The following is a 22,391-nucleotide window of genomic DNA, read 5'->3' as shown; positions in this document are numbered from 1 at the left end:
GCGCCGTGGGCTGCTGCTGGCATGCCTGGCCGCTTGGATGCTGGGATCCGTGGGCGGGGCGCACGCGGCGGATGCACCGCCCGCGCCTTTGCATGTGGTGGCCAGCTTCTCGATCCTGGGCGATATGGTGCGGCAGATCGGCGGGCCCGACGTCAAGGTCGATACGCTGGTGGGACCGGACGGCGATGCGCACGAATACGAGCCCACGCCAGCCGATGCCCGCGCGCTGAGCGCGGCGCAGATGCTGGTGGTCAACGGCCTGAACTTCGAGACCTGGATGGCCAGGCTGCTGAAGACCGCGAATTTCAAGGGAGTCACCGTGGTGGCGTCCGAAGGCGTGCAGACGCGTCGTTTCGACGACGACGATATCGCCGGCCATGACCATGCGCACGGCCAGGACGCCGGCAAGGACGATCCCAAGGACAGTCATCACGACCACGGCGACGATCACGACCACGGCCACGATGGCCACAGGCACGGCGGCCCGGCGACAGGAAGTGCCGCCGTCGACATACGCGTGGATCCGCATGCGTGGCAAAGTCTGGCCAACGGCGCGCGGTACGCGCGCAATATCGGCGCCGCGCTGGCCAAGGCCGACCCGGCCCACGCCGAAGCCTACCAGCGTCGTACCGATGCCTATGTCGCCAGGATCGAGGCGCTGGACCAGCGCGTCAGGCAGGCGTTCGCGGCCTTGCCGGCGGAACGCCGCCGCGTCGTGACGTCGCACGACGCCTTCGGGTATTTCGGCCAGGCCTATGGCATCACTTTCATTTCCACCATGGGCATCTCGACCGAGGCCGAACCCTCCGCCCGCGATGTCGCCCGCATCGTCGACGAGGTCAAGCGCGAGAAAGTCCCCGCCGTGTTCCTGGAGAACGTCAGCAACCCCAGGCTGGGCCAGCAGATCGCGCGCGAAACCGGCGCGAAGCTGGGCGGCACGCTGTATTCCGATGCCCTGGCCAAGCCCGGCCTGTCGGCCTCGACCTACCTGGGCATGTTCGAATGGAATCTGGCGGAGTTCATGGCGGCCCTGAAGCCCTGAGCCTCCGGCGCCGGTTCTAACGCAGCAATCCGCGCCGGGCCAGGTTCGCGTAGAGCTTGCGCACGCCGTAGGTCCAGGGCGGGATTTCCGTGCACTTGTGCACGGTATTGACCAGCTTGCCGAGCGTGGGCGATGCAATGGTGACGCGGTCGCCCGCGCGATGGGTGAAGCCGCTGCCCGGCGTGCCGCGGTCCTGGATGGGCGAGAACATGGTGCCCAGGAACAGCACGAGGCCATCCGGATATTGATGGTGACGGCCGTAGGTCTGCGCGACCAGGTCCAGCGGATCGCGGCTGATTTCGCTCATATTGCTGATGCCGTTCAGCACGAAACCGTCATCCTGACCTTCGATCAGCAGCGCCACGCGGTCATTGCGCACGGTGTCGATGGTGTAGTCGCCATCGAACAGGCGGATGAACGGGCCGATGGCGCAGGATCCGTTGTTATCCTTGGCCTTGCCAAGCAACAGCGCGCTGCGCCCTTCGATATCGCGCAGGTTCACATCGTTGCCCAAGGTCGCGCCCACCGTTTCGCCCCGGCTGTTCACCGCCAGCACGATTTCCGGTTCCGGGTTGTTCCATTCGGAAGCGGGCAACAGGCCCACCTGCGCGCCGAAGCCGACCGCCGACATGGGTTGGGATTTGGAGAAGACCTCGGCGTCGGTACCGATGCCGACCTCCATGTATTGCGACCATGCGCCGCGGCTGATCAGCGTTTCCTTCAGGCGCAGCGCGCCTTCGGATCCCGGCCGGATGCTGCGCAGGTCCGTGCCCAGGGTCTCTTGCAGCGTGGCGCGCATCGTCTGCGCCGCCGCGGCGTCACCGCCCGTGCGTTCCTCGATCAGGCGTTCCAGCAGGCTGACCGCGAAGGTTACGCCGCAGGCCTTGATGGCCTGGACGTCGCAGGGCGCGAGCAGCGTCATCGCAACGGGGGTTCCGGCCGGGCCGGCCTCGGCGTTGAGGCTGGCTTGCAGCAAAGGTCCGACGGATCCCAGCAATTCGCCGGGCGCGGTGCGCGCGATAGCGGCCGGGTCCGGGTGGTCGAGCAGATCGGCCATGGTCGGAACGGTGGCCGTGATGTCGAAGACCTGGCCGTCGCGCACCGCCACGATGCTCGGGCCGTCGACCGGCGCCGGCCGCCACACGCGGCCGACCAGCGTCGCACGCGCCGCATCCTGCGGCAGATAGTCGGCGCCTGCGCCATCATCGTTCTGTTTCAAGGTATCGCTGCTCATGTTTGTCTCCGGGCATGATGTGGCGGCAGCTTAGCGGTGGGTCTCGATACTGTCCATGATGTTGCCATGGTGTCTAATAGGTTGGACTGGCGGCGCCGCGCGCTGGCGGCCCGGATGCCTCTGCGGATGGCGGCGGGGCGGAAGCATCGAGGCCGAACAAGCCTACGGACCAACAGACCGGCGAACCGGCGGGCTGGGGGCCAGCGGATCAACCCCACCACGGCATGGACAGGAAGAACATGGCACAGCGGGCGAGCAGGGCGAATGTGGCGGCGGTTGGCAGCGGCATGCCTTCGACGGACGCGGCTTATGACGTGCCGGCCCTGCGCCGCGCCGGCGACGTGCTGGACCTGCTCGCGACCCGGGCGGGGCCGGTACCGGCCGGCGACCTGATGCAGCTAACCGGCATTTCGAAGAGCACGCTGTATCTGCTGCTCGATACGCTGGAGCGCCGCAAATGGGTGGAGCGGCGCAGCGACGGCTACGTCGTCGGTGTGCGGCTGTTCGAGATCGGGGCCGCCTATCTGCGGCACGATCGCTTGCAGGAAGCCTTCAGGGCCGAGGCCGCCCCGTTCGTGGCACAGCACAACGAGGTCGCGCAACTGGCCATCCTGGAGGGCGCGCAGGTGGTCTACGTGGCGCGCGAGGACGCCATGCGCCCCGTGCGCCTGGTGTCGGACCTGGGCACGCGCCTGTCCGCGCACAGTTGCGCGCTGGGCAAGGCGCTGCTGGCCAGCCTGGACGATGCCGCCGTTACCGCGCTGCTGCCAGCGCTACTGCCCGCACAGACACCGCGCACGGTGACCCGCTTGCCGCAATTGCTCAAGCAACTGGCTGAAGTTCGTCGCAGCGGGCTGGCCCGGGATGTGGAGGAAGTCTCCGCCGGCCTGCATTGCTTCGCCGCCTATGTCGGCATGACGGCCCTGGGCCGGCGTGTCGCGGTCAGTACCTCGGTCCCGGTGGACCGTCTGACCCGTCAACGCGAACGAGAGCTGACAGTGGCAGTGGTGGAATTGGCGCAGAAGCTGGCCCGGCGCATCGTGCCGCGTCACTGACGCAAGAAGAAGGTGGCGTGCCGGTGCGTCGCGCGCGGCTCAGGACTTGCGCCCCGCGCGGGGATGCGCCTGGTCGTAGACCTTGGCCAGATGTTGGAAATCCAGCCGGGTGTAGACCTGGGTGGTGGAGATATTCGCGTGTCCCAGCATTTCCTGCACGGCACGCAGGTCCTGGGCGGATTGCAGCACATGGCTGGCGAAACTGTGGCGCAGCACGTGCGGATGGACGTGCACGGGCAGGCCGGCGGCGCGCGCCAGCCTGGCGAGCTGGGTTTGCACCACACGCGGCGAAATACGGTGGCCGCGCGCGCCCAGGAAGAGGGCGGCCGCGTCGGCCGGCGAAGCGCTCGGCCCCAGCAGGGTCGCGCGTACCGCCAGCCACGCCTGCAGCGCCTTCAGCGCGGCCGCGCCGACCGGAACGGTGCGCCGCTTGCCGCCCTTGCCCAGCACGACGACTTCGTGTTCGTCCAGGTTCAGCCAACTGTTGGAGGTATGGTCCGCACCGTGCTCGTAGCGGCAATCCAGGCTGGTCAGCTCGGACAGGCGCAGCCCGCTGGAATAGAGCAGTTCGGCCATGGCCTGGTCGCGCAGCGCCACGGCGTCGTGGCCGCCGCCGGCCGCTGGGCGGTCCAGCAGTGCCTGGGCCTGTTCCACCGATAAGGCCTTGGGCAGGCCCCGTGGCGCCTTGGGCGGCCGTACGCCGGCTACGGGGTTGCCGGGCAGGCCGGCCAGCGGCGCCCACCATTGGAAAAAACCGCGCCAGGCCGCGAGCGAGCGCGCGAGGCTGCGGGGACCCAGGTCGCGCGCATGCAGCCGGGCGACGAATTGCCGGATATGGCCGTTGGCCAGGCGTTCCAGCGGCGTGTCCGCCGCCAGTTCGACCAGGTAGCGCAGGTCGCGCCCATAGCCGGCCAGCGTGTGGGGCGAATAGCGGCGTTGCGCGGCCAGGTGCTGCAGCCACGCTTGCATGGGGGCGGGCAGCGGGGCATCCATGCGGATGGCCGCCTCAGTCCAGGCGGCGCAGCGCCGCCGAGGCGAGCTGGGCGACGGTGTCCAGGAAGGTCGTCGCCATGTCCGGGGCGAAGCGCTCGGGATCGTCGGAGCCCAGGACCAGCAGCCCTACGGTAGGCGCTTCGGCGCCGGGGCGCAGGGGAATCAAGGCCAGGGACTTGGGCTTGGCGCTCAGCCAACTGGCGGCCTCGAATTCTGTATCGGTGCCGCAGTACGGCGTCTTCAGGCTGTCGGCGAAGGTGCGCACGTCGTCGGAAACGGCGGCGCCGTAGCCGTCGGCGGGCAGCCTGGGCAGCCGCCACAGGCGCAGGCCGACCTCGTTCAGGTCGAATTCGCGAGCCAGCCCCAGCGCGATCTCGCCCGGGATGCGTTCGACGTCCGTTTCAGCCAGCAGCCGGGCGCACCATTGCGCCAGGCGCCTGCTGATGCCTTCGTTGGCGTTGGCGTTGTGCACCAGCTCGTTCAGCCGCCATTCCAGTTCGCGATTGCGTTCGCGCAGCGTCAGGATCTGCCGTTCGCCCAGCGAGATGGCGCCCGATCCGTGCGGGTGCGGCACGCGCATGTCGACGAAAACGTCGGCGTGCGCCGTGAAGAACTCGGGATTGTCCCGCAGGAAATCGGCAACCTGCTGCGGGCTGAGAGCGGTATCGGTCATGGGTGGGGTGCGGTCCGCTTAACGGTTCAAGGCCATGGAAAAGACCAGCGCGTCGATGTCGACCGAGCCGGTGTAGACGGAAGTCGCCGGGCCGGTCATGCGCAGCTTGCGGCCGTCCCAGTCCACGGTCAGCACGCCCCCGCGCGCATGCACGCGTACCGGCGTGTCCAGCAGGCCGCCCCGGATGCCGGCGGCCACCGCCGCGCACGCGCCCGTGCCGCAGGCCAGGGTTTCGCCCGCGCCGCGTTCGTAGACGCGCAGGCGGATCGTGTGGCGGTCGACGATCTGCATGAAGCCCGCGTTCACGCGGCGTGGAAAGCGCGGATGCGATTCGACCGCCGGCCCGACCAGTTGCACCGGCGCGCGGTCGACATCGTCCACCCGTTGCACCGCATGGGGATTGGAAATGGCGACGATGGATATTTCCACCTCGTCGGGCAGCGCGGCGGAGGTATCGCCTTCGCGCGGCAGTGGCAGCGTGTAGAGCGTGTCCTGGCCCTGCAGGCGCGTGGCCAGGCCGCGCGCGTCGAAGGGCAGGGCGTCGGGTTCGAAACGCGTGTTGCCCATATCGACGGTGACTTGTTCGTCCGCGCCTTCGTCCAGTTCCAGGATGCCCGTGGCGATCTGCGCGCGCAGCGGATTGCGCGTGGACAACCCGGTGTCGTGCACGAAGCGCACGAAGCAGCGCGCGCCGTTGCCGCAGTGTTCGACTTCGCTGCCGTCATTGTTGAAAATGCGGTAGCGGAAATCGGCGTCCGCCGATGTGGCGGGCTCGACCAGCAGGATCTGGTCGGCGCCGATGCCGAAATGGCGATCGCCCAAGGCGCGGGCGCGCTCGGGCGTCATGTCGATGGACTGCCGCACGCCGTCGAGGACGACGAAGTCGTTGCCGGCGCCATGCATTTTGGTGAAATTCCAGATCATCGCGCCATTATCGCCGAATACCGGCGCGCCATCTCAGTAGAACTTCTTTTCCCCGTTGGGCCGTGTCTTGAAGCGGCGGTGGACCCAGTAGTATTGGCTGGGGCAGCGGCGCACCCACTGTTCAAGTTCGCGGTTCAGCCGCGCGGTGGCTTCTTCCAGCGTGTCCTCGCCGGGGAAGTCCTTCAGCGCCGGCAGGACTTCGACGTGGTAGCGGCCGGTGTCGGGATCCCAGAATTCGATGACGGGAATGACGGGTGTGTGCCACCGGCGGGCGATCTGGGCGGTGGCCGGGATGGTGGCCGCGGCGACCCCGAAGAACGGGACGAAGACCGCGCCCTCGCGGCCGAAGTCCATATCCGGCAGGTAGTACACGGGGCGCGCCTCGCGCAGGTGGCGGATAAGCCCGCGCACCCCCTCGCGGCGGCTTACCAGCTGCACCTCGTTGAACCGCGTGCGGCCGGCCCGCACGATGGCGTCGATGTCGGGGTCTTTCTGCGGCGTGTACATGGTTGCGCCGGTGGGCGATTCCATCGTCAGGCGCGTGGCCGCGACGTCCAGGCCGATGAAATGCGGCGCCAGCAGGATCAACGGCTGCTTCTCGCGGCCCAGGCGCAGGAATTCTTCGTGGCCGGACACGGTCACCATGTCGCGGATCGCCTCCGGCGTGCCGTACCAAAGCACGCCGCGGTCGATCAGCGACTGGCACAGCGCGCGGAAATGCTGGCGCAGCCAGCGTTCGCGGGTGGCCTCGCTTTCTTCCGGAAAACACAGGCGCAGATTCACCCGCACGATGCGCTGGCGCCGGCGCGCGAACAACAGCGTGAGCCAGGTCAGGCCCGCGCCCAGGCGCAGGCGCGTGGCGGGCCGTACACGGCCGAACCAGGAGAACAAGGCCACCAGCGCGCGATGCTTGATGCGGCTCATGGGCGGGCGTCTCCTTGAGCGCCCGCGCCGCCGGCGCGGGTCGTGCCTGGGGCCGGCGGCGCGCCGCGCGGCGTCTTGTACCGGTTGTAGCTCCACAAATATTGTTCGGGGAAGCGGCGGATCAGCGTCTCCATGGCGGCATTGAACAGCGCAGCCTGCGCTTCGGGGTTCTCCGGCAGCGGTTCGGGCACGCGGACATAGTGGATACGCCAGCCGCGCCCGCCGGGCAGCCGTTCGCCGGCGGTGAGGATGACCGGTACGCCGGTTTGCAAGGCCAGCTTGCCCGGCAGGGTCACCGTATACGCCATGCGGCCGAAGAAGGGCGCCCACACCCCCTCGCCCTTGCCCGGCGCCTGGTCGGGCAGCATGCCGACGGATTCGCCGCGCCGCAGGGCCCGCACGAATTCGCGCACGCCCTGCGTCGTGGCCGGCACGGCGCGCATGGCCGATGTATTGCGGGCGGCGTCGAGCAGCGGCGCCAGGGCATGCTGGCGCGGCGGGCGGAACATTACCGTCATGGGCATTTGCCGGGCCAGGTAGCGGGCGGTGATTTCGAAGCAGCCCAGGTGCGGCGTCATGAACAGGACGCCGCGCTTCTCCGCGCGGGCCGCCGCCACGACATGGTCGTCATCGGACTGCACGCGCGCCAGGCAGCGGTCGCCCTGGAACCAGACCTTGGGCATTTCGAAGATCATGGCGCCGGCCTGGGCGGCCGCGGTACGCGAGAAACGTTCGTCGCCATACCCGGCCTGGGCCGCATTGGCGCGCAGCCGGCGGCGGTATTTGCCGGGCCAGAGATAAGCCAGCACCCCGAAGAAACGGCCCATTCCGTGCAGCACGGACAACGGCAGGCGGGCCAACAGGCGGAACAGGGCGACAAGCAGCATGCTCGGGAACGAGGATAAAGCCGCCATTTTCGCTTAAAATGGCCGCGGTCGCCGAGTTAACCGACAACTTGCGGGGCGACGCGCGGGGCAAGGGAAGGTTTTTCACTCCATGCCATCGTGCAAAATCCGCTAAAGCGTCGCGCCGTGGTCAATATCCTTGCCGATTGCGATCTTAGGTGCTACGCACCTTCGTCAATCCGGCCGTCGGGCGCAACGCGTTCCGCCGGCCTTGCAAGGAAAGCAAACCGTGGCAAACAACGATTTTCTCTTCACCTCCGAATCCGTATCGGAAGGTCATCCGGACAAGGTCGCCGACCAGATTTCCGACGCTGTCCTGGACGCCATCTTCACCCAGGACCCCAACGCCCGTGTCGCCGCCGAAACGCTGTGCAATACCGGCCTTGTGGTGCTGGCCGGCGAAATCACGACCACGGCCAATGTCGATTACATCCAGGTCGCGCGCGACACGATCCGCCGCATCGGCTACGACAATACCGAATACGGCATCGACTACAAGGGCTGCGCGGTGCTGGTCGCCTACGACAAGCAGTCGCCCGATATCGCCCAGGGCGTGGACCGCAGTTCCGATGACTACCTGAACCAGGGCGCCGGCGACCAGGGCCTGATGTTCGGCTATGCCTGCGACGAGACCCCGGACCTGATGCCCGCGCCGATCTGGTACGCGCACCGCCTGGTGCAGCGCCAGAGCGAACTGCGCAAGGACGGCCGCCTGCCCTGGCTGCGTCCCGATGCCAAATCCCAGGTCACGTTCCGCTATGTCGAGGGCCGCCCGGCCGAAGTCGACACCGTCGTGCTGTCGACCCAGCATGCGCCCGAGGTCTCGCAGGAGACCATCCGTGAAGCGGTCATCGAGGACATCATCAAGCCCAGCTTTCCGGCCGGCCTGATCACGCCCAAGACCCGCTTCCTGGTCAATCCGACGGGCCGGTTCGTCATCGGCGGCCCGCAGGGCGATTGCGGCCTGACCGGGCGCAAGATCATCGTCGACACCTATGGCGGCGCGTGCCCCCATGGCGGTGGCGCGTTCTCGGGCAAGGATCCGTCCAAGGTCGACCGTTCCGCGGCGTACGCGGCCCGCTATGTGGCCAAGAACATCGTGGCCGCCGGCCTGGCGCGCCAGTGCGAGGTGCAGGTCAGCTATGCCATCGGCGTGGCGGAACCCATCAACATTACGGTGTACACGGAAGGTACGGGTGTCGTCCCCGACGAGCAACTGGCCAAGCTGGTGCGCGAGCATTTCGACCTGCGCCCCAAGGGCATCGTCAACATGCTGGACCTGCTGCGTCCGATCTACTCCAAGACGGCCGCCTATGGCCACTTCGGCCGTTCCGAGCCGGAGTTCAGCTGGGAAGCGACCGACAAGGCCGCGGCCCTGAAGAAGGCGGTCTGAAGCCCGGGTCGTTGATTTGCCGCCCTCCGGTTGCGGCCGGAGGGCGGCAGCGGGTTCCCCCGGTTCCGCCGGGCTCCTGCGGTGTGCACCGCTCCCCGCAATCCTCTGCTTATTCGAATTCCCCGAATCGCGGATTCCCCGAATTCCGCCGGCGTACACCCAGGCCGCCGGTCGCTCTATGCGGAATCGGGCGGCACCGAGGTGCAGGCGGCCGAGGCCGTGCTGCGCCGGCGCCGACGCGCCACCGTCGCTGCGCACGAGGCGTTTGCGCCTGTTCATCTCATCCTTGGCCGACCTGTTAAGCTTCGCCCAACTTTGCGGCGGCGTACGTACGTCATGGTAGAGCTTGCGCCGGGCCGCAGCCGGATCCCATCGTCTCTTCTTGGAGCAATACGTGAGCGAATCGAGCAGCCTGTCGGCCGTCGTGCGAGATACCCAGCAGGCGATCCTGCAGGAATGGATTGCGCTGCAGCTGGAGGGGTCCAACAACAAAGGGTTGATCAAGGAATCCGAACTGCGCGCCCAATGCGCCAATTTCCTGGGCGTGCTGGCGGCAGCGGTGCAGGAAAGCACGGATGCCAGGCTGCAGGGCGCTGGCTGGGACGAGGTCCGCAGCTTCCTGGCCGCGCTTTCGCGCAGCCGCGCCATGCAGGGATTTTCGCCGGCCGATACGGCGCTCTTCGTTTTTTCGCTCAAGCAGCCGCTGCTGACCAGCCTGCGCAAGGAATTCGGCGATGACGGCACGCGGTTGGCGGACGAGTTCTGGCGTGCCACGTTGATCCTGGACAACCTGGGCCTGTACACGGTCGAAGCGTTCCAGAAGGGAAGGGAACAGGTCATCCAGCGCCAGCAGCAGGAGTTGCTGGAGCTCTCCACGCCCGTCGTGCAGATATGGGACGACATTCTTGCCCTGCCGCTGATCGGCACGCTGGACAGCGAGCGCACGCAGACGGTGATGGAAAGCCTGCTGGAAGGCATCGTCGAGCACGAGGCCACCATCGCCATCATCGACATCACCGGCGTGCCCACCGTGGATACGCTGGTGGCCCAGCATCTGCTCAAGACCGTCGCGGCCGCCCGGCTGATGGGCGCGGAATGCATCATCAGCGGCATCCGGCCCCAGATCGCGCAGACCATCGTCCACCTGGGCGTGGAGCTGGGCGACGTGGTAACCAAATCCACGCTGTCCGAGGCGCTGCGGCTGGCCCTGCAGAAGACCGGGCAGCAGCTTACGCGCGTGGCGAGGGACAGGACCTAGTCCATGGAACGTATCCCGATACTGAAGCTGCAGAACTACCTGCTGGTGACCATACAGGTCGAGCTGCATGACCAGTTGGCGATCACCCTGCAGGACGACCTGACCCAGACCTTGTCGCGCACGCACGCCCGTGGCGTGCTCATCGACATTTCCGCGCTTGAGATTGTGGACTCCTTCATCGGCCGCACCTTGGCGCACATCGCCTCCATGGCGCGTGTCATGGACGCGAATACGGTGATCGTGGGCATGCGGCCTGCGGTGGCCATTACGCTGATCGAACTCGGCATGTCCTTGACGGGCATCCGGACCGCGCTGAACGTCGACAAGGGCATGGAGTTGCTGCGCCGGGCCGACGGCTCCGACCCGGAAAGCTCGTGACGGTCGAGATCCGTCAAGCCGCATTCGAACTTCGCACGCAGGAGCAGCTCAGCCTGGCGCGCCGGACGGTGCAGGACTGGGCGACCGCGCTCGGTTTCGGCACGCTGGAACGCACCAAGCTGGTTACGGCCGCCAGCGAAATCGGGCGCAACACGCTGGTCCATGGAAAAGGCGGCCGGATGACGATAAGTGAAGTCGCGGACGACAACGGACGGCCCGGCCTGCGCCTGCTGTTCGAGGATGAGGGCCCGGGTATCGGCGATCTGGGCCAGGCCCTGACCGACGGCTTCTCCACCGCCAAGAGCCTGGGCCTGGGGCTGGGCGGGGCCAAGCGCCTGGTCAGCGAATTCGATGTGCAGTCTGAAGTCGGTAGGGGCACCAAGGTGTGCATGACCCAATGGAAACGCCGGTAAGCGTCACCGAATCGAGCCAGGTCGCGGAGGCCCGCCGGCATGCCGTCAGGGTGGCGCAAGCCAGCGATCTGTCGGAAACGCTGCAGGGCAAGGCCGCGCTGGTCGTGACCGAAGCCGCCACCAACCTGGTGAAATACGGTCGTGGCGGCTATGTGCTGGTACGTCCCTATGCCGAACCGCTGGCGCATGGCCTGGAGATCCTGGTACTGGACCAGGGGCCGGGCATCGCCCGCATCGAGGAAAGCCTGGACGACGGTTTTTCCACCGGTGGCACCCTGGGCTACGGCCTGGGCGCGATCGCGCGGCTTTCTTCCCAATTCGAAATCTACACGGCTGCAGGAGCGGGCACCGCCATCATGGCGCGCCTGGACGATGAGCGGCGCCCCGCGGAACCGGTGCGCCGCAAGCCGCCGCTGGCGGTGGGGGGCGTAACCACGCCCAAGTCCGGTCAGGAGGCGTGCGGTGACGCCTGGTCGTGCCGCTGGGCCGACGGCACGTTCTGGGTCGCGTCGGTGGACGGCCTCGGCCACGGGCCGCAAGCGGCCACGGCGGCGGCCGAGGCGGTCCGTGTTTTCCATGCCGTTGATGGCGGTGGCTCGCCCTATGATGTCCTGCGCGACGCCCACAAGGCGCTCAAGGCCACGCGCGGCGCCGTCATGGCGGTCGCCGCCATCCGTCCAGCCCTGGGCACCATGGATTTCGCCGGTGTCGGCAATATCTCCGCGGTGCTGATTCAGGAACATGAGCAACGCCGACTGTCGTCCATGGACGGCACCCTGGGCTATAGTGTGCGCGCCATCCGTGAGCAGTCCTATTCCTGGACGCCGTCATCCATGCTGGTGCTGGCCAGCGATGGCCTGTCCACACGCTGGAACCTGGGGGAGCAGGTCGCCTTGCGGGCGCGGCATCCCTCCCTCGTCGCCGCCGTGTTGCACCGGGATTACGCACGCGGCATGGATGATGCCTCTGTCGTCGTCATAAAAGGCCTGGCACCGTGATCCATCGCATTCTTTCGACGCGCATCGCGAGCGACCAGGGGCTGGTGGCCGTCCGCGATCGGACGCGCCAGGTGGGCGATGTATTCGGCCTGGATGACCTGCAGCGCACACGTTTGATCACCGCAGTGTCCGAACTCGCGCGCAATGCGGTCGACTACGCCGGGGGCGGCCGTATCGACTTTGCTTTCCTTTCTGCCCGCCCGGATGAGCCCCAGGCCATCATCGTGACCATCGCCGACAAGGGGCCCGGCATCGCGCACCTGCCGGCCATACTGGCCGGCACCCACCGCATCGACGGCAAGGCCATGCTGGGCATTTCGGGCGCACGGCGGCTGGTCGACGGCTTCCGGATCGCGTCCTCGCCAGAGGAGGGAACAAGCGTCACCCTGGAGATGCGGCTGGGGCCTTCGGTGCCGCTGATCGACGCCGAGGAACTCGCGCTGAGGGTCGAAAAGCTGGCGCAGCGCAAGCTGCAGACGCCGGTGGAGGAACTGGAGCAGCAGAATCGGGAAATGCTCCTGACGCTGGAACAACTTCAACTGCGCCAGGCCGAGCTCGAACGCGCCGATGAGCGCAAGGACGAGTTCCTGGCCATGCTCGCGCACGAACTGCGCAACCCGCTGTCGGCCATCGGGACCGCGCTGGAGCTGATGAAACGCAAGCGCGACGCCGGCGCGACGGATGTGCAGCGCCTGACAGGCCTGCTTTCGCGGCAGACCGAGCAACTGGCCCGCCTGGTGAACGATCTGCTCGATATGTCGCGCGTCACGCGCGGCAAGATCGAGCTGAACCGGGAACCCATCCTGCTCGCCGACCTGATAGACCAGGCGCTGGAAATGACCCAGGGCGCCATATCCGCCAAGGCCCATCGCGTCGATTACCAGCGACCGGCGGACGATGTGTGGATCAAGGCCGATCGCGTGCGCTTCCGCCAGATCCTGAGCAATCTGCTGCACAATGCCGTCCGCTATACGCCGGAGCGCGGCATGCTGCGTATCGTCACGCGCAGCGACGATGACTTCGTCCAGGTGGCGGTGCATGACAATGGCATCGGCATATCCGCCGATATGCTGCCGAGGGTGTTCGACCTGTTCGCGCAGGCCGATACCGGCCTCGGGCGCAATGACGCCGGCCTGGGTATAGGCCTGACCCTGGTTCAGCGGCTGGTTACCGCGCATGGCGGCACCGTTACCGCCGCCAGCGAGGGCCTTGGGCAAGGCAGCACGTTCACCGTGATGGTTCCGCGGCTGCCGCGGGACGTCGTGCCGGCGTCCACGCCGACGAGCGTCTATGAGCCCCGCCAGGGCGCCCTGCGCGTGCTGCTGATCGACGATAACGTCGACGCCGTTCACGGGCTCAGTCAGCTGCTGGCGGACGGCGGCCATACGGTGGCCACGGCCCTCACGGGCGAAGAGGGCATCGCGACCGCGACGGCCTTCCAGCCGCACGCGGTCATCATCGACATCGGCCTGCCCGATGTCGATGGCTTCGAGGTGGCGGTAACCCTGCGCAGCAACGCCGCGACCGCGAACAGCATGCTGATCGCCCTGTCGGGCTATACCGCCAGCACCATGGTGGAGCGGGGTGTCCAGGCCGGCTTCGACCACTACCTGACCAAGCCCGTGGACCTGGCGCGCCTGGAATCGTTGCTGGGCGACATCGCGCCCTAGCTGGGCGGGCGGCCGCGATCAGCGGTGCTATCCTGTCCGAATGTCAGATGCAGCCCGCGACCTTCCCCCACCGCCCGATACGGAGACCGACCGCGTCTTCACCGCCACCGATTCGCCGTGCGTGGCGGTGTGCTCCACGCTGTTCGACGAAGTGTGCCGCGGGTGCGGCCGCACCGCCGCCGAAGTGTCGAACTGGGTGTTCATGAGCGACGCGGAAAAGCAGGTTGTCTGGCACCGGATCCGCGCCCAGGGCTATCCGCGCCGCAAAGGCTGACCGCGTCCCGCTGTCGCGACCCTGTCATATGGCAAGGGCCAAATATGGGCTTTCCTGACCTGTTCGGAAAAGCCCATGCTCATCGCGCTTGTTACGGATGCCTGGCATCCGCAAGTCAATGGCGTCGTCCGTACCTGGACCACCATGCGCCAGATCCTATCCGGTTGGGGCCACGAATTGATCGTAATCAGCCCGGAAGGCAGCCGCACCGTGCCGGCGCCCTCGGAGCCGGATCTGCGCTTGTGCATCCAGCCCGCCCGGCAACTGCGGCGCCTGCTGGGCGATGTGGTTCCGGATGCGCTGCATATCGCCACGGAAGGGCCCTTGGGCCTGGCCGCGCGCCGTATGGCGCTGCGGCGCGGCTGGCGTTTCACCACGTCCTTCCACACCATGTTCCCCGACTACCTGCAGGCCCGGATGGGCATTCCGGCGTATCTGCCCTGGCGCTATATGCAGTGGTTTCACCGGCCCTCGCAGCGTGTGCTGGTGCCGACGCCGACGGTGCGCGATACGGTGGCGCGCCATGGCCTGAAGAACCTCCAGGTGTGGTCGCGCGGCGTCGATGCCACCCGTTTCGCCCCTGGCCCGCGCGACGCATTCGGGGACCTGCCGCGCCCGATCTTCCTGAGCGTGGGCCGCGTGGCGCGCGAAAAGAACCTGGATGCCTTCCTGTCGCTGGATCTGCCGGGCAGCAAGGTGGTGGTGGGGAGCGGTCCGGATGAGCAGCGCCTGCGCCGCAAGTTCCCCAACGCCTTGTACACCGGCATGCAGTCGGATTACGCACTGCCGAAGTACTACGCGTCGGCGGATGCCTTCGTGTTCCCCAGCCTTACGGATACCTTCGGGCTGGTCATGCTGGAAGCCATGGCCTGCGGCACCCCGGTGGCGGCGTTTCGCACGGACGCGCCGATGGCCGTCATCGAAGACGGGGCTACCGGCTTCCTGCGCGACGATCTGGGCCAGGCCTGCCTGGAGGCGTTGACGCTGGACCGCGACGTCGTGCGGCAGCACGCCCTGACGCGCACCTGGGACGCGATCGCCAGCGATCTGTTGAGTGCGCTGGTTCCGCTGACGGCGGCGACCCGGTACAATATCGCCCACGCCTGAGGAGCGTTGCGACGGGTCGCGCGATAGCGCCGCCCGCCAGGCTCAGGCCTCTGGTTCGGCTGCCGCGCAAGGCGCGGCGGCATGCAACGGCGCTCACCTTTGTCGCATACGCGGTAGAGGCGAGCGCGCCAATCAATTGGTGGAATTCCGGTCGACACAGCTTGGCCAGAATGTTGCGCACGTTTCGGACCGCGGTGTGGCGCCGTCCGTCTATACGTGGAGCCAACATGAACACCGTTTCCGATAAATCCGTCACCGACTACGTCGTCGCCGATATCGGCCTGGCCGGCTGGGGACGCCGCGAGATCGCCATCGCGGAAACCGAAATGCCCGGCCTGATGGCCACGCGCGAAGAATTTGCCGCCGCGCAGCCGCTCAAGGGCGCGCGCATCGCGGGCAGCCTGCACATGACCATCCAGACGGCCGTCCTGATCGAGACGCTCAAGGCCCTGGGCGCCGACGTGCGCTGGGCCTCGTGCAACATCTTCTCGACGCAGGACCACGCCGCGGCCGCCATCGCCGCCAGCGGCACGCCGGTCTTCGCCGTCAAGGGCGAAACGCTGGCCGAGTACTGGGACTACACCCACAAGATCTTCGAATGGCCCAATGGCCAGCACGCCAACATGATCCTCGACGACGGCGGCGATGCCACGCTGCTGCTGCACCTGGGCGCCAAGGCCGAGACCGACCCGTCCGTGCTGTCCAAGCCGGGCAGCGAGGAAGAACGCGTGCTGTTCGCCGCCATCAAGGCCACGCTGGCGCGCGACCCCAAGTGGTATTCGACCCGCCTGCCGCAGATCCAGGGCGTGACGGAAGAAACCACCACCGGCGTGCACCGCCTGTACCAGATGTCGCAGCGTGGCGAGCTGGCCTTTGCCGCCATCAACGTCAATGACTCGGTCACCAAGTCCAAGTTCGACAACCTGTACGGCTGCCGCGAATCGCTGGTCGACGGCATCAAGCGCGCCACGGACGTGATGGTCGCGGGCAAGATCGCGGTCGTCGCCGGCTATGGCGACGTGGGCAAGGGATGCGCGCAGGCCCTGCAGGCCCTGCGCGCCCAGGTTTGGGTTACCGAGATCGACCCGATCTGCGCCTTGCAGGCCGCGATGGAAGGCTACAAGGTCGTGACCATGGAGGAAGCGGCGGACAAGGCCGACATCTTCGTCACCGCCACGGGCAACTACAACGTCATCACGCGCGACCACATGGATCGCATGAAGGACCAGGCCATCGTCTGCAACATCGGCCACTTCGATAACGAAATCGATGTCGCGTCGCTGGAAAACTGCCAGTGGGAAGAGATCAAGCCCCAGGTCGATCACGTGATCTTCCCGGACGGCAAGCGCATCATCCTGCTGGCCAAGGGCCGCCTGGTGAACCTGGGCTGCGCCACCGGCCACCCGTCCTTCGTGATGTCGTCATCGTTCACCAACCAGACCATCGCGCAGATCGAGCTGTTCACGCGCAACGAGGCCTACGAGAAGGGCCAGGTCTACGTGTTGCCCAAGCAACTGGACGAGAAAGTCGCCCGCCTGCACCTGAAGAAGCTGGGCGCCAACCTGACCTCGCTGCGCGCGGACCAGGCGGCCTACATCGGCGTGTCGGTGGACGGACCGTACAAGAGCAATCACTACCGTTATTGATAGGCCTGACGCACAATAGAAGCCATGGCAATCCCCGCGCCGGCCCCGGCGTGGGGATGCGTTTTTCACAACCCTGACAGCCCGGGAGCTGCAACATGACCTTGATACTCGTCTGGATTCTGAATGCGGTGGCCTTGCTCGTGGTGGCGTACCTGTTGCCCGGCATCACCGTGGCGAGTTTCGGGTCGGCCTTGATCGCCGCCCTGGTGCTGGGCCTGTTGAACATGCTGGTCAAGCCGGTGCTCGTGCTGTTGACGCTGCCGATCACCATCGTCACGCTGGGCCTGTTCCTGCTTATCCTCAACGCCCTGTTGTTCTGGTTCACCGGCTCCATCCTGAAAGGCTTCCAGGTCAACGGGTTCTGGTGGGCGGTGATCGGCGCCATCCTGTTCAGCATTATCTCCGGCCTGCTGTCCACCCTGCTCGTGTCATGACCGAATCCAATACGCCGGCATACAGCCTGGAGTTTTTTCCCCCGCGCGATATCGCCGCGCAGGAGCGCCTGCTGCGTGCGGCCAAGCAGATGCTGGCGATGCACCCGCGTTATGTCAGCGTGACCTTCGGCGCCGGTGGCTCGACCCGCGAGGGCACGGCCGGCACGGTGCGCATGCTGCGCAACCTGGGTGTGGACGCCGCACCGCATTTGTCCTGCGTGGGCGCCACGCGGGAAGACCTGCGCGGAATCCTCGCCAGCTATCGCGAAGAAGGCGTGCGGCAACTGGTCGCGCTGCGCGGCGACCTGCCTTCGGGCATGGGCGGCGACGCGGGCGAACTGAAGTACGCCCGCGACCTGGTGTCGTTCATCCGGCAGGAGACCGGCGACTGCTTCCATATCGAAGTCGCGGCCTACCCGGAAATGCATCCGCAGGCGGAAAACCCCTCGGCCGACCTGGACCACTTCATCGAGAAAGTGCGGGCGGGCGCCGACAGCGCGATCACGCAGTATTTCTTCAACCCCGACGCCTATTTCGACTTCGTCGACCGCGTGCGCGCGAAGGGGGTGTCGGTGCCCATTGTGCCCGGCATCATGCCTATCACCAATCACACGCAACTGGCGCGGTTTTCGCAGATGTGCGGCGCCGAGATTCCGCGCTGGATCCGCCTGCGGCTGGCCGAACTGGGCGACGACAAGGCGTCCATCCGCGCGTTCGGCATCGATGTCGTGACGACCCTGTGCCGCAAGCTGCTGGACCAGGGCGCACCGGGCCTGCACTTCTACACGCTAAACAGCGCCGAGGCGCCGATGGCGATCTGGAAGAACCTGGTCGCATAGCCACGCGGGCGGCGGCATGCCGGTTTTGTAAAACTCCGGCGCGGCGCGGAATGCGCCGCGCCGCCCGGTTGTTATGAGACTTGCCCCTGCGGGAAACCTGTACGGGGGCTGGCGCGTGGGGCGCCAGCGTCTCGAACTTCTTCCGGTAGCAGATGAAAAAACGAACCAGGATACGCGCCGCGAGCGCCGTGCTCGCATTGATCGCGCTTGTCGCCATGGGCGCGGGTACGGCGTGGTTGATACTGAGGTCGAACAGCGACGCGCTGTGGCGCATCGTGAGCGAGAGCTGCGTGCCGGCGGCGCAAGCCGGGCTGGGCGACGGGCTGTGCGCGCGGGTGGACCTGCAAGACGGGTATGTCCTGTTGAAGGATCGCGTGGGGATTGCGCAGTACCTGCTGATTCCGACCGCGCGCATCACCGGCATCGAGAGCCCGGTGCTGTGGGAGGGCGACGGTCCGAACTACTGGCAGGAAGCATGGGCGTCACGGACTTTCGTCGACGCCACGCTGGGGGTGGCGCTGGGGCGGGAGGATATCGGCCTGGTCGTCAATTCGCGCTATGGGCGTACACAGGACCAGCTGCATATCCATATCGATTGCATGCGGCCGGATGTGGTGGCGGCGCTGCGGACCCAGCGCGCGGCGCTGGGTCCTTCATGGGCCGAGCTGCCTGAGCGGCTGGGCAGGCATCGCTACCGTGCGCGACTGGTCGACGACGAGACCATGGCTCACAACGATCCATTCCGGTTGCTGCAAGCCGATGTGGCGGCGCGCGATGCATCGATGGGGGCGCAGACGCTGCTGGTGACAGGCACGCAGCTGGACGATGGGCGGGCGGGGTTCATTTTGCTGTCGAACCAGGCCGGGCTCGGCGATCTGGGGTCGGCGGAATCGCTGCTCGATCATGAATGCGCGGTGGCGGGTCTCGGGGCGGTCGCGGACCGCTAGGGGTTTGTCTCTGACTGCTGGGATTGCTGGCGTGGGTTGATGTTCTTGTTCCGTCCGGCGGGGTGGTCGCCTGCCGTGTCCGGCACGGTCGACCGGTCCGGCGCGCAGGCGCCGGACACCACTTCGCACGCTCGTCCCGCGGCCGCTGCGCACTGGTGTTCTGGTGCAAACCCGTGCGGCACGCGTCCCTTCGCGCCAGCTCGTTCGGTCTCTACGTGCCGGCCCCGGCAGGCGACCACCCCGCCGGACTGCGGCATGTTTCTTCCACGGCCGCCGCCATCGTCGGGGTTCTTGCCGCTACGCTGGGCGGTGTGCGCAGATGGAAGATCTTCCCATGCCCGGAAATGCGCCGCCCCCTGTGGTCGGCGCATTTCCATACGCGTCTCGGTTTGCGGCGGGTGTCGTCGTGCGGCGATCGAATCCCGAGCCGCCCACGCAAGCTCCCCGCCGGGCGCCGCCCCTCGCTACGCCTGCTGCGGCGGCTCCGGCCCTTCCGCCAGGGCCTGTACGGGTGCGATATCCGTGGGCTCCGCGCTGCCGGGCAGCACGCGCACGGGCTGGTGCAGGCGACCGGGCGGCACCAGGGTGTCGGGCGAGCAGGGATTGGTCCACACCGGGTCGTCGATTTCCGCGAACACCTGGCGCAGGCGTTCGCCCCAGCTGGTGCGGATCATGCGGAAATAGGCGTTGTTTTCGTCGATGTTGGCGAAACGGGTGACGCGCAGGGAATTCGCCTCGTACACCAGCAAGTCCAGCGGCAGGCCCACGGAGATATTCGACCGCAAGGTCGAATCCATGGAGATCAGCGCGCATTTGGCGGCTTCGTCCAGCGACGTCGCGGGGTCCAGCACCCGGTCCAGTATGGGCTTGCCGTACTTCGCTTCGCCGATCTGGAAATACGGGCACTCCTCGTGCGCCTCGATGAAGTTGCCCGCGGAATAAACCTGGAACAGCCGGCAGCGCTCGCGGCCGATCTGGCCGCCGAAGATCAGCGTGACGTTGAATTCCACACCTTGCTCGTGCAGCGCTTCGGCGTCGCGCCGATGCACTTGCCGGATGGCGTCGCCCACCATCTGCGTGGCCGCGAACATATTGGTCGCGTTCCAGATCGAGCGCGGGTCGGTGCTGTCGTGCATGGACAGCATGTTCACCACTGACTGGCTGATCGCCAGGTTGCCGGAAGTCAGCAGCACCATGACGCGTTCGCCGGGGCGTTCGAACACGCTCAGTTTGCGGAACACGCCGATCTGGTCCACGCCCGCGTTCGTGCGTGAATCGGCCAGGAAAACCAGTCCCGCATGCAGGCGGGCCGCGACACAGTAAGTCATGGATAGACGAACGAAGGCAATCCGCGCATTGTAGTAAAGGCGCCGGAAAAGACCAGCGTGGCGTCGGGCCGGCGCAACGCCTCGTTTCCGGCGCCGGGGCCCGGATACCGCCTGCCCGGGGCCATGCCGCCCGCCCGCGCTATGCCGCTTGCACCTGCACGGTAACCGTCATGGTCTCGTCCCCGCCGCCGGTGCGCACCCCCCGCACGGGCGCGGCCGAATCATAGTCGCGCGCCACCGCCAGCCGGCAATGGCAGTCGGAGGCGAACTGCCGGTTGGTGATATCGACGCTGCACCACCCCAGGTCCGGCAGCCAGACGTCGGCCCAGGCGTGGCTGGCCGCATGATCGGCGGTGGTGTACAGGTAGCCGCTGACGTAGCGGGCGGGTACGCCCATCCCGCGCACGCAGGCCAGGAACAGGTGGGCGTGGTCCTGGCATACCCCGTGGCCCAGGGCCAGTACCTGGCCCGCGGCCGTCGTGACGTCGGTGGTGCCCGGCTCGTAGGCCACGCGCTCGCTGATCGCCTGCGCCAGGGCCAGCGCGTCGTCCGGCGTGTGCAAGCCGCGCGGCATGACGTGGCGGCAGAAGGCCGCGATGGCCTCGTCGGGCAGCGTGAGCGGCGTCGGCACGCAATAGGCGTGCACCGGCAGCCTGCTTTCCTCGCCGGCGATGATGCCATTGGGCGAATAGTCCACTTCCACCTGCCCGCTGACGCGCAGTTCGATCTCGTGGTGCGGACGGTTCAGCGTCAGCGTGTGCGTGACATTGCCGTAGGCATCCACCTGGCCGGCCAGCTCCCCGGGTGCTTCGATGTGCCAGCGCAACGCGCGCTGGTGGTCTTCCACGCGTGGGGTCAGGCGCAGCATCTGGATGCTGTAGCTCACCGGCGCCGTGTACCGGTAGTGGGTGACATGCTTGATGACGTGTTTCATGGGGATATTCCGTCGCGTCCTTGTGTCGCCCGTGGCCTATGCGGACAGCGGCAGGAGGAAGTCCTGGCTGATGCGATTGCCCAGGTCGTTGATGCGGTCCAGGAACTGTTCCAGGAAGCCGTGCAGTCCGCCGGTCATGATGTCCTCGACGTTGCCATAGCGCAGCTCCGCCCACAGCCTGCCGGCGCGGCGCTCCGTCTCGGCTGAGCGCCCGTTGGACACGTGTTCGAGGTTTTGCGACACGGCCCGTACCGAGCTGAGCAGCGAGCGCGGCATGTCGGGACGCAGGATCAGCAGTTCGGCGACGCGGTCCGGCGTGATGACGTCCCGGTAAACCTTGCGATAGACCTCCAGGCCCGACACCGAACCGAGGATGGCGGCCCAGCGGTAGAACTCGGTTTGCGGCGATATGCCGCCCGATATGTCGCCCGCTTCATCGCCACGCTCGGCTTCGTTCAGGTCGTCGTACTCATGGAATTTCACGTCCAGCATGCGCGCCGTGTTGTCGGCGCGCTCCAGATGCATGCCCAGGCGCATGAAATGCAGCGCCTCGTCTTCCAGCATGGTGCCCAGCGTGACGCCGCGCGCGACGTGCGAGCGGAACTTGACCCATTCGAAAAACTCGCTCGGATTGCGTTCCGGCAGCTCCAGGTGCAGGTGGCGCAGCAGCTCCAGCCAGGTGGTGTTGTACGTTTCCCAGACCTCGGTCGTCAGGCTGCCGCGAACGGCGCGGGCGTTCTCGCGCGCGGCGCGCAGGCAGGCGTAGATGGACGACGGGTTGTCCGCATCGCGCACCATGAAGCGCAGCACATCGCGCGAGGCGCCTTCCGGATAGCGCCGGTCGAACAAGGGTTGCAATTCCGATATGCGCATCACGGCGCGCCACGAACGCTCGCGCGTGGCGGCATCCTGGGGCAGCAGCGACATCTGCAGGTTCACATCCAGCATGCGGGCGGTGTTCTCGGCCCGCTCTACGTGACGGCACATCCAGAACAGGTTGTCCGCGGTACGACTGAGCATGG

23 protein-coding genes and 1 riboswitch are annotated in these 22,391 nt (G+C 67.1%); of the genes, 14 read left to right on the top strand and 9 right to left on the bottom strand.

Annotated features, from left to right (window positions below):
- Window positions 1–37: 37 nt before the first annotated feature.
- On the top strand, window positions 38–1,042 hold the full coding sequence (locus BAU07_RS24685; RefSeq protein ID WP_084026113.1) for a metal ABC transporter substrate-binding protein: 1,005 nt from the start codon (window positions 38–40) through the stop codon (window positions 1,040–1,042).
- A gap of 16 nt (window positions 1,043–1,058) precedes the next feature.
- On the opposite strand, the gene BAU07_RS24680 is transcribed toward BAU07_RS24685, so the two are convergent.
- Entirely contained in the window at window positions 1,059–2,276 is a 1,218-nt protein-coding gene (locus BAU07_RS24680; protein WP_066663743.1) for a fumarylacetoacetate hydrolase family protein, read from the bottom strand.
- 287 nt (window positions 2,277–2,563) lie between these two features.
- Here BAU07_RS24680 and BAU07_RS24675 point away from each other — a divergent pair, with 287 nt between their 5' ends.
- On the top strand, window positions 2,564–3,331 hold the full coding sequence (locus tag BAU07_RS24675) for an IclR family transcriptional regulator (protein ID WP_066665710.1): 768 nt from the start codon (window positions 2,564–2,566) through the stop codon (window positions 3,329–3,331).
- Window positions 3,332–3,370: 39 nt separating this feature from the next.
- Here BAU07_RS24675 and xerC read toward each other — a convergent pair whose 3' ends face one another.
- Genes xerC through BAU07_RS24650 form a run of 5 tightly spaced genes read right to left on the bottom strand, consistent with a single transcriptional unit; the run spans window position 3,371 to window position 7,729 of the window.
- On the bottom strand, window positions 3,371–4,324 hold the full coding sequence (gene xerC / locus BAU07_RS24670) for a tyrosine recombinase XerC (protein ID WP_066663741.1): 954 nt from the start codon (window positions 4,322–4,324) through the stop codon (window positions 3,371–3,373).
- 13 nt (window positions 4,325–4,337) lie between these two features.
- A complete protein-coding gene (locus tag BAU07_RS24665) occupies window positions 4,338–4,997 on the bottom strand; it encodes a DUF484 family protein (protein WP_066663739.1) in 660 nt (219 codons plus the stop codon).
- 18 nt (window positions 4,998–5,015) lie between these two features.
- Entirely contained in the window at window positions 5,016–5,921 is a 906-nt protein-coding gene (dapF, locus tag BAU07_RS24660) for a diaminopimelate epimerase (RefSeq protein WP_066663736.1), read from the bottom strand.
- A 33-nt stretch (window positions 5,922–5,954) separates the two neighbouring features.
- The gene (locus BAU07_RS24655; RefSeq protein WP_066663734.1) at window positions 5,955–6,845 is read right to left on the bottom strand and encodes a lysophospholipid acyltransferase family protein; all 891 of its coding nucleotides are present in this window, start codon (window positions 6,843–6,845) and stop codon (window positions 5,955–5,957) included.
- Window positions 6,842–7,729: a lysophospholipid acyltransferase family protein gene (locus BAU07_RS24650; RefSeq protein WP_066665709.1), complete on the bottom strand. Its 888-nt coding sequence runs from the start codon at window positions 7,727–7,729 to the stop codon at window positions 6,842–6,844. Before BAU07_RS24650 ends, BAU07_RS24655 begins: the two co-directional genes overlap by 4 nt.
- A gap of 250 nt (window positions 7,730–7,979) precedes the next feature.
- Between BAU07_RS24650 and metK the strand changes: the two genes are divergently transcribed.
- From metK to BAU07_RS24590, 12 genes are all read left to right on the top strand, one after another.
- Window positions 7,980–9,143: a methionine adenosyltransferase gene (gene metK, locus BAU07_RS24645; protein ID WP_066663732.1), complete on the top strand. Its 1,164-nt coding sequence runs from the start codon at window positions 7,980–7,982 to the stop codon at window positions 9,141–9,143.
- Window positions 9,144–9,537: 394 nt separating this feature from the next.
- The gene (locus tag BAU07_RS24640; protein ID WP_066663729.1) at window positions 9,538–10,401 is read left to right on the top strand and encodes an STAS domain-containing protein; all 864 of its coding nucleotides are present in this window, start codon (window positions 9,538–9,540) and stop codon (window positions 10,399–10,401) included.
- A 3-nt stretch (window positions 10,402–10,404) separates the two neighbouring features.
- Window positions 10,405–10,779, top strand: coding sequence for an STAS domain-containing protein (locus BAU07_RS24635; protein WP_066663727.1), 375 nt, complete (start codon window positions 10,405–10,407; stop codon window positions 10,777–10,779).
- The gene (locus tag BAU07_RS24630; protein WP_066663725.1) at window positions 10,776–11,192 is read left to right on the top strand and encodes an anti-sigma regulatory factor; all 417 of its coding nucleotides are present in this window, start codon (window positions 10,776–10,778) and stop codon (window positions 11,190–11,192) included. The genes BAU07_RS24635 and BAU07_RS24630 overlap by 4 nt, the downstream gene beginning before the upstream one ends.
- A complete protein-coding gene (locus tag BAU07_RS24625) occupies window positions 11,177–12,190 on the top strand; it encodes an ATP-binding protein (RefSeq protein ID WP_084025974.1) in 1,014 nt (337 codons plus the stop codon). Before BAU07_RS24630 ends, BAU07_RS24625 begins: the two co-directional genes overlap by 16 nt.
- Window positions 12,187–13,860, top strand: coding sequence for an ATP-binding response regulator (locus tag BAU07_RS24620; protein WP_066663718.1), 1,674 nt, complete (start codon window positions 12,187–12,189; stop codon window positions 13,858–13,860). The genes BAU07_RS24625 and BAU07_RS24620 overlap by 4 nt, the downstream gene beginning before the upstream one ends.
- Before the next feature lie 40 nt (window positions 13,861–13,900).
- Window positions 13,901–14,134 (top strand): DUF1289 domain-containing protein, encoded by a 234-nt coding sequence (locus tag BAU07_RS24615; RefSeq protein ID WP_066663715.1) that lies wholly within the window; start codon window positions 13,901–13,903, stop codon window positions 14,132–14,134.
- Between the two features lie 75 nt (window positions 14,135–14,209).
- The gene (locus BAU07_RS24610; protein WP_066663713.1) at window positions 14,210–15,241 is read left to right on the top strand and encodes a glycosyltransferase family 4 protein; all 1,032 of its coding nucleotides are present in this window, start codon (window positions 14,210–14,212) and stop codon (window positions 15,239–15,241) included.
- A riboswitch (S-adenosyl-L-homocysteine riboswitch) is annotated at window positions 15,234–15,343 on the top strand. (Overlaps the previous gene by 8 nt.)
- A gap of 125 nt (window positions 15,344–15,468) precedes the next feature.
- Window positions 15,469–16,887 (top strand): adenosylhomocysteinase, encoded by a 1,419-nt coding sequence (gene ahcY, locus BAU07_RS24605; protein WP_066663709.1) that lies wholly within the window; start codon window positions 15,469–15,471, stop codon window positions 16,885–16,887.
- A 95-nt stretch (window positions 16,888–16,982) separates the two neighbouring features.
- The gene (locus BAU07_RS24600) at window positions 16,983–17,321 is read left to right on the top strand and encodes a phage holin family protein (RefSeq protein WP_066663706.1); all 339 of its coding nucleotides are present in this window, start codon (window positions 16,983–16,985) and stop codon (window positions 17,319–17,321) included.
- Window positions 17,318–18,160 carry a methylenetetrahydrofolate reductase [NAD(P)H] gene (metF, locus tag BAU07_RS24595; RefSeq protein ID WP_066663704.1) on the top strand — a complete coding sequence of 281 codons (843 nt, stop codon included), beginning with the start codon at window positions 17,318–17,320 and terminating at the stop codon, window positions 18,158–18,160. The genes BAU07_RS24600 and metF overlap by 4 nt, the downstream gene beginning before the upstream one ends.
- Before the next feature lie 152 nt (window positions 18,161–18,312).
- Entirely contained in the window at window positions 18,313–19,107 is a 795-nt protein-coding gene (locus BAU07_RS24590; protein WP_084025973.1) for a CDP-diacylglycerol diphosphatase, read from the top strand.
- 464 nt (window positions 19,108–19,571) lie between these two features.
- On the opposite strand, the gene BAU07_RS24585 is transcribed toward BAU07_RS24590, so the two are convergent.
- From BAU07_RS24585 to BAU07_RS24575, 3 genes are all read right to left on the bottom strand, one after another.
- Window positions 19,572–20,435 carry a proteasome-type protease gene (locus BAU07_RS24585; RefSeq protein WP_066663701.1) on the bottom strand — a complete coding sequence of 288 codons (864 nt, stop codon included), beginning with the start codon at window positions 20,433–20,435 and terminating at the stop codon, window positions 19,572–19,574.
- 139 nt (window positions 20,436–20,574) lie between these two features.
- Entirely contained in the window at window positions 20,575–21,369 is a 795-nt protein-coding gene (locus BAU07_RS24580; protein ID WP_066663698.1) for a transglutaminase family protein, read from the bottom strand.
- Window positions 21,370–21,405: 36 nt separating this feature from the next.
- The gene (locus BAU07_RS24575) at window positions 21,406–22,389 is read right to left on the bottom strand and encodes an alpha-E domain-containing protein (RefSeq protein WP_066663695.1); all 984 of its coding nucleotides are present in this window, start codon (window positions 22,387–22,389) and stop codon (window positions 21,406–21,408) included.
- Between the last annotated feature and the right edge of the window lie 2 nt (window positions 22,390–22,391).

The organism is Bordetella flabilis (assembly GCF_001676725.1).
GTDB lineage: Bacteria > Pseudomonadota > Gammaproteobacteria > Burkholderiales > Burkholderiaceae_B > Bordetella_C > Bordetella_C flabilis.
Note: the sequence above shows the minus strand (reverse complement) of the source record. Positions and strands in the feature narration are given on the sequence as shown.

Excerpts from the sequence above, each read along its gene's own strand:
- BAU07_RS24635 (WP_066663727.1), top strand. The coding sequence starts at position 10,405 with ATGGAACGTATCCCGATACTGAAGCTGCAGAACTACCTGCTGGTGACC.
- BAU07_RS24600 (WP_066663706.1), top strand. The coding sequence starts at position 16,983 with ATGACCTTGATACTCGTCTGGATTCTGAATGCGGTGGCCTTGCTCGTG.
- BAU07_RS24685 (WP_084026113.1), top strand. The coding sequence starts at position 38 with ATGCTGGGATCCGTGGGCGGGGCGCACGCGGCGGATGCACCGCCCGCG.
- metF (WP_066663704.1), top strand. The coding sequence starts at position 17,318 with ATGACCGAATCCAATACGCCGGCATACAGCCTGGAGTTTTTTCCCCCG.
- BAU07_RS24585 (WP_066663701.1), bottom strand. The coding sequence starts at position 20,435 with ATGACTTACTGTGTCGCGGCCCGCCTGCATGCGGGACTGGTTTTCCTG.
- BAU07_RS24675 (WP_066665710.1), top strand. The coding sequence starts at position 2,564 with ATGCCTTCGACGGACGCGGCTTATGACGTGCCGGCCCTGCGCCGCGCC.
- ahcY (WP_066663709.1), top strand. The coding sequence starts at position 15,469 with ATGAACACCGTTTCCGATAAATCCGTCACCGACTACGTCGTCGCCGAT.
- xerC (WP_066663741.1), bottom strand. The coding sequence starts at position 4,324 with ATGGATGCCCCGCTGCCCGCCCCCATGCAAGCGTGGCTGCAGCACCTG.
- BAU07_RS24610 (WP_066663713.1), top strand. The coding sequence starts at position 14,210 with ATGCTCATCGCGCTTGTTACGGATGCCTGGCATCCGCAAGTCAATGGC.
- BAU07_RS24655 (WP_066663734.1), bottom strand. The coding sequence starts at position 6,845 with ATGAGCCGCATCAAGCATCGCGCGCTGGTGGCCTTGTTCTCCTGGTTC.
- dapF (WP_066663736.1), bottom strand. The coding sequence starts at position 5,921 with ATGATCTGGAATTTCACCAAAATGCATGGCGCCGGCAACGACTTCGTC.
- BAU07_RS24665 (WP_066663739.1), bottom strand. The coding sequence starts at position 4,997 with ATGACCGATACCGCTCTCAGCCCGCAGCAGGTTGCCGATTTCCTGCGG.
- BAU07_RS24615 (WP_066663715.1), top strand. The coding sequence starts at position 13,901 with ATGTCAGATGCAGCCCGCGACCTTCCCCCACCGCCCGATACGGAGACC.
- BAU07_RS24680 (WP_066663743.1), bottom strand. The coding sequence starts at position 2,276 with ATGAGCAGCGATACCTTGAAACAGAACGATGATGGCGCAGGCGCCGAC.
- BAU07_RS24575 (WP_066663695.1), bottom strand. The coding sequence starts at position 22,389 with ATGCTCAGTCGTACCGCGGACAACCTGTTCTGGATGTGCCGTCACGTA.
- BAU07_RS24590 (WP_084025973.1), top strand. The coding sequence starts at position 18,313 with ATGAAAAAACGAACCAGGATACGCGCCGCGAGCGCCGTGCTCGCATTG.
- BAU07_RS24580 (WP_066663698.1), bottom strand. The coding sequence starts at position 21,369 with ATGAAACACGTCATCAAGCATGTCACCCACTACCGGTACACGGCGCCG.
- BAU07_RS24625 (WP_084025974.1), top strand. The coding sequence starts at position 11,177 with ATGGAAACGCCGGTAAGCGTCACCGAATCGAGCCAGGTCGCGGAGGCC.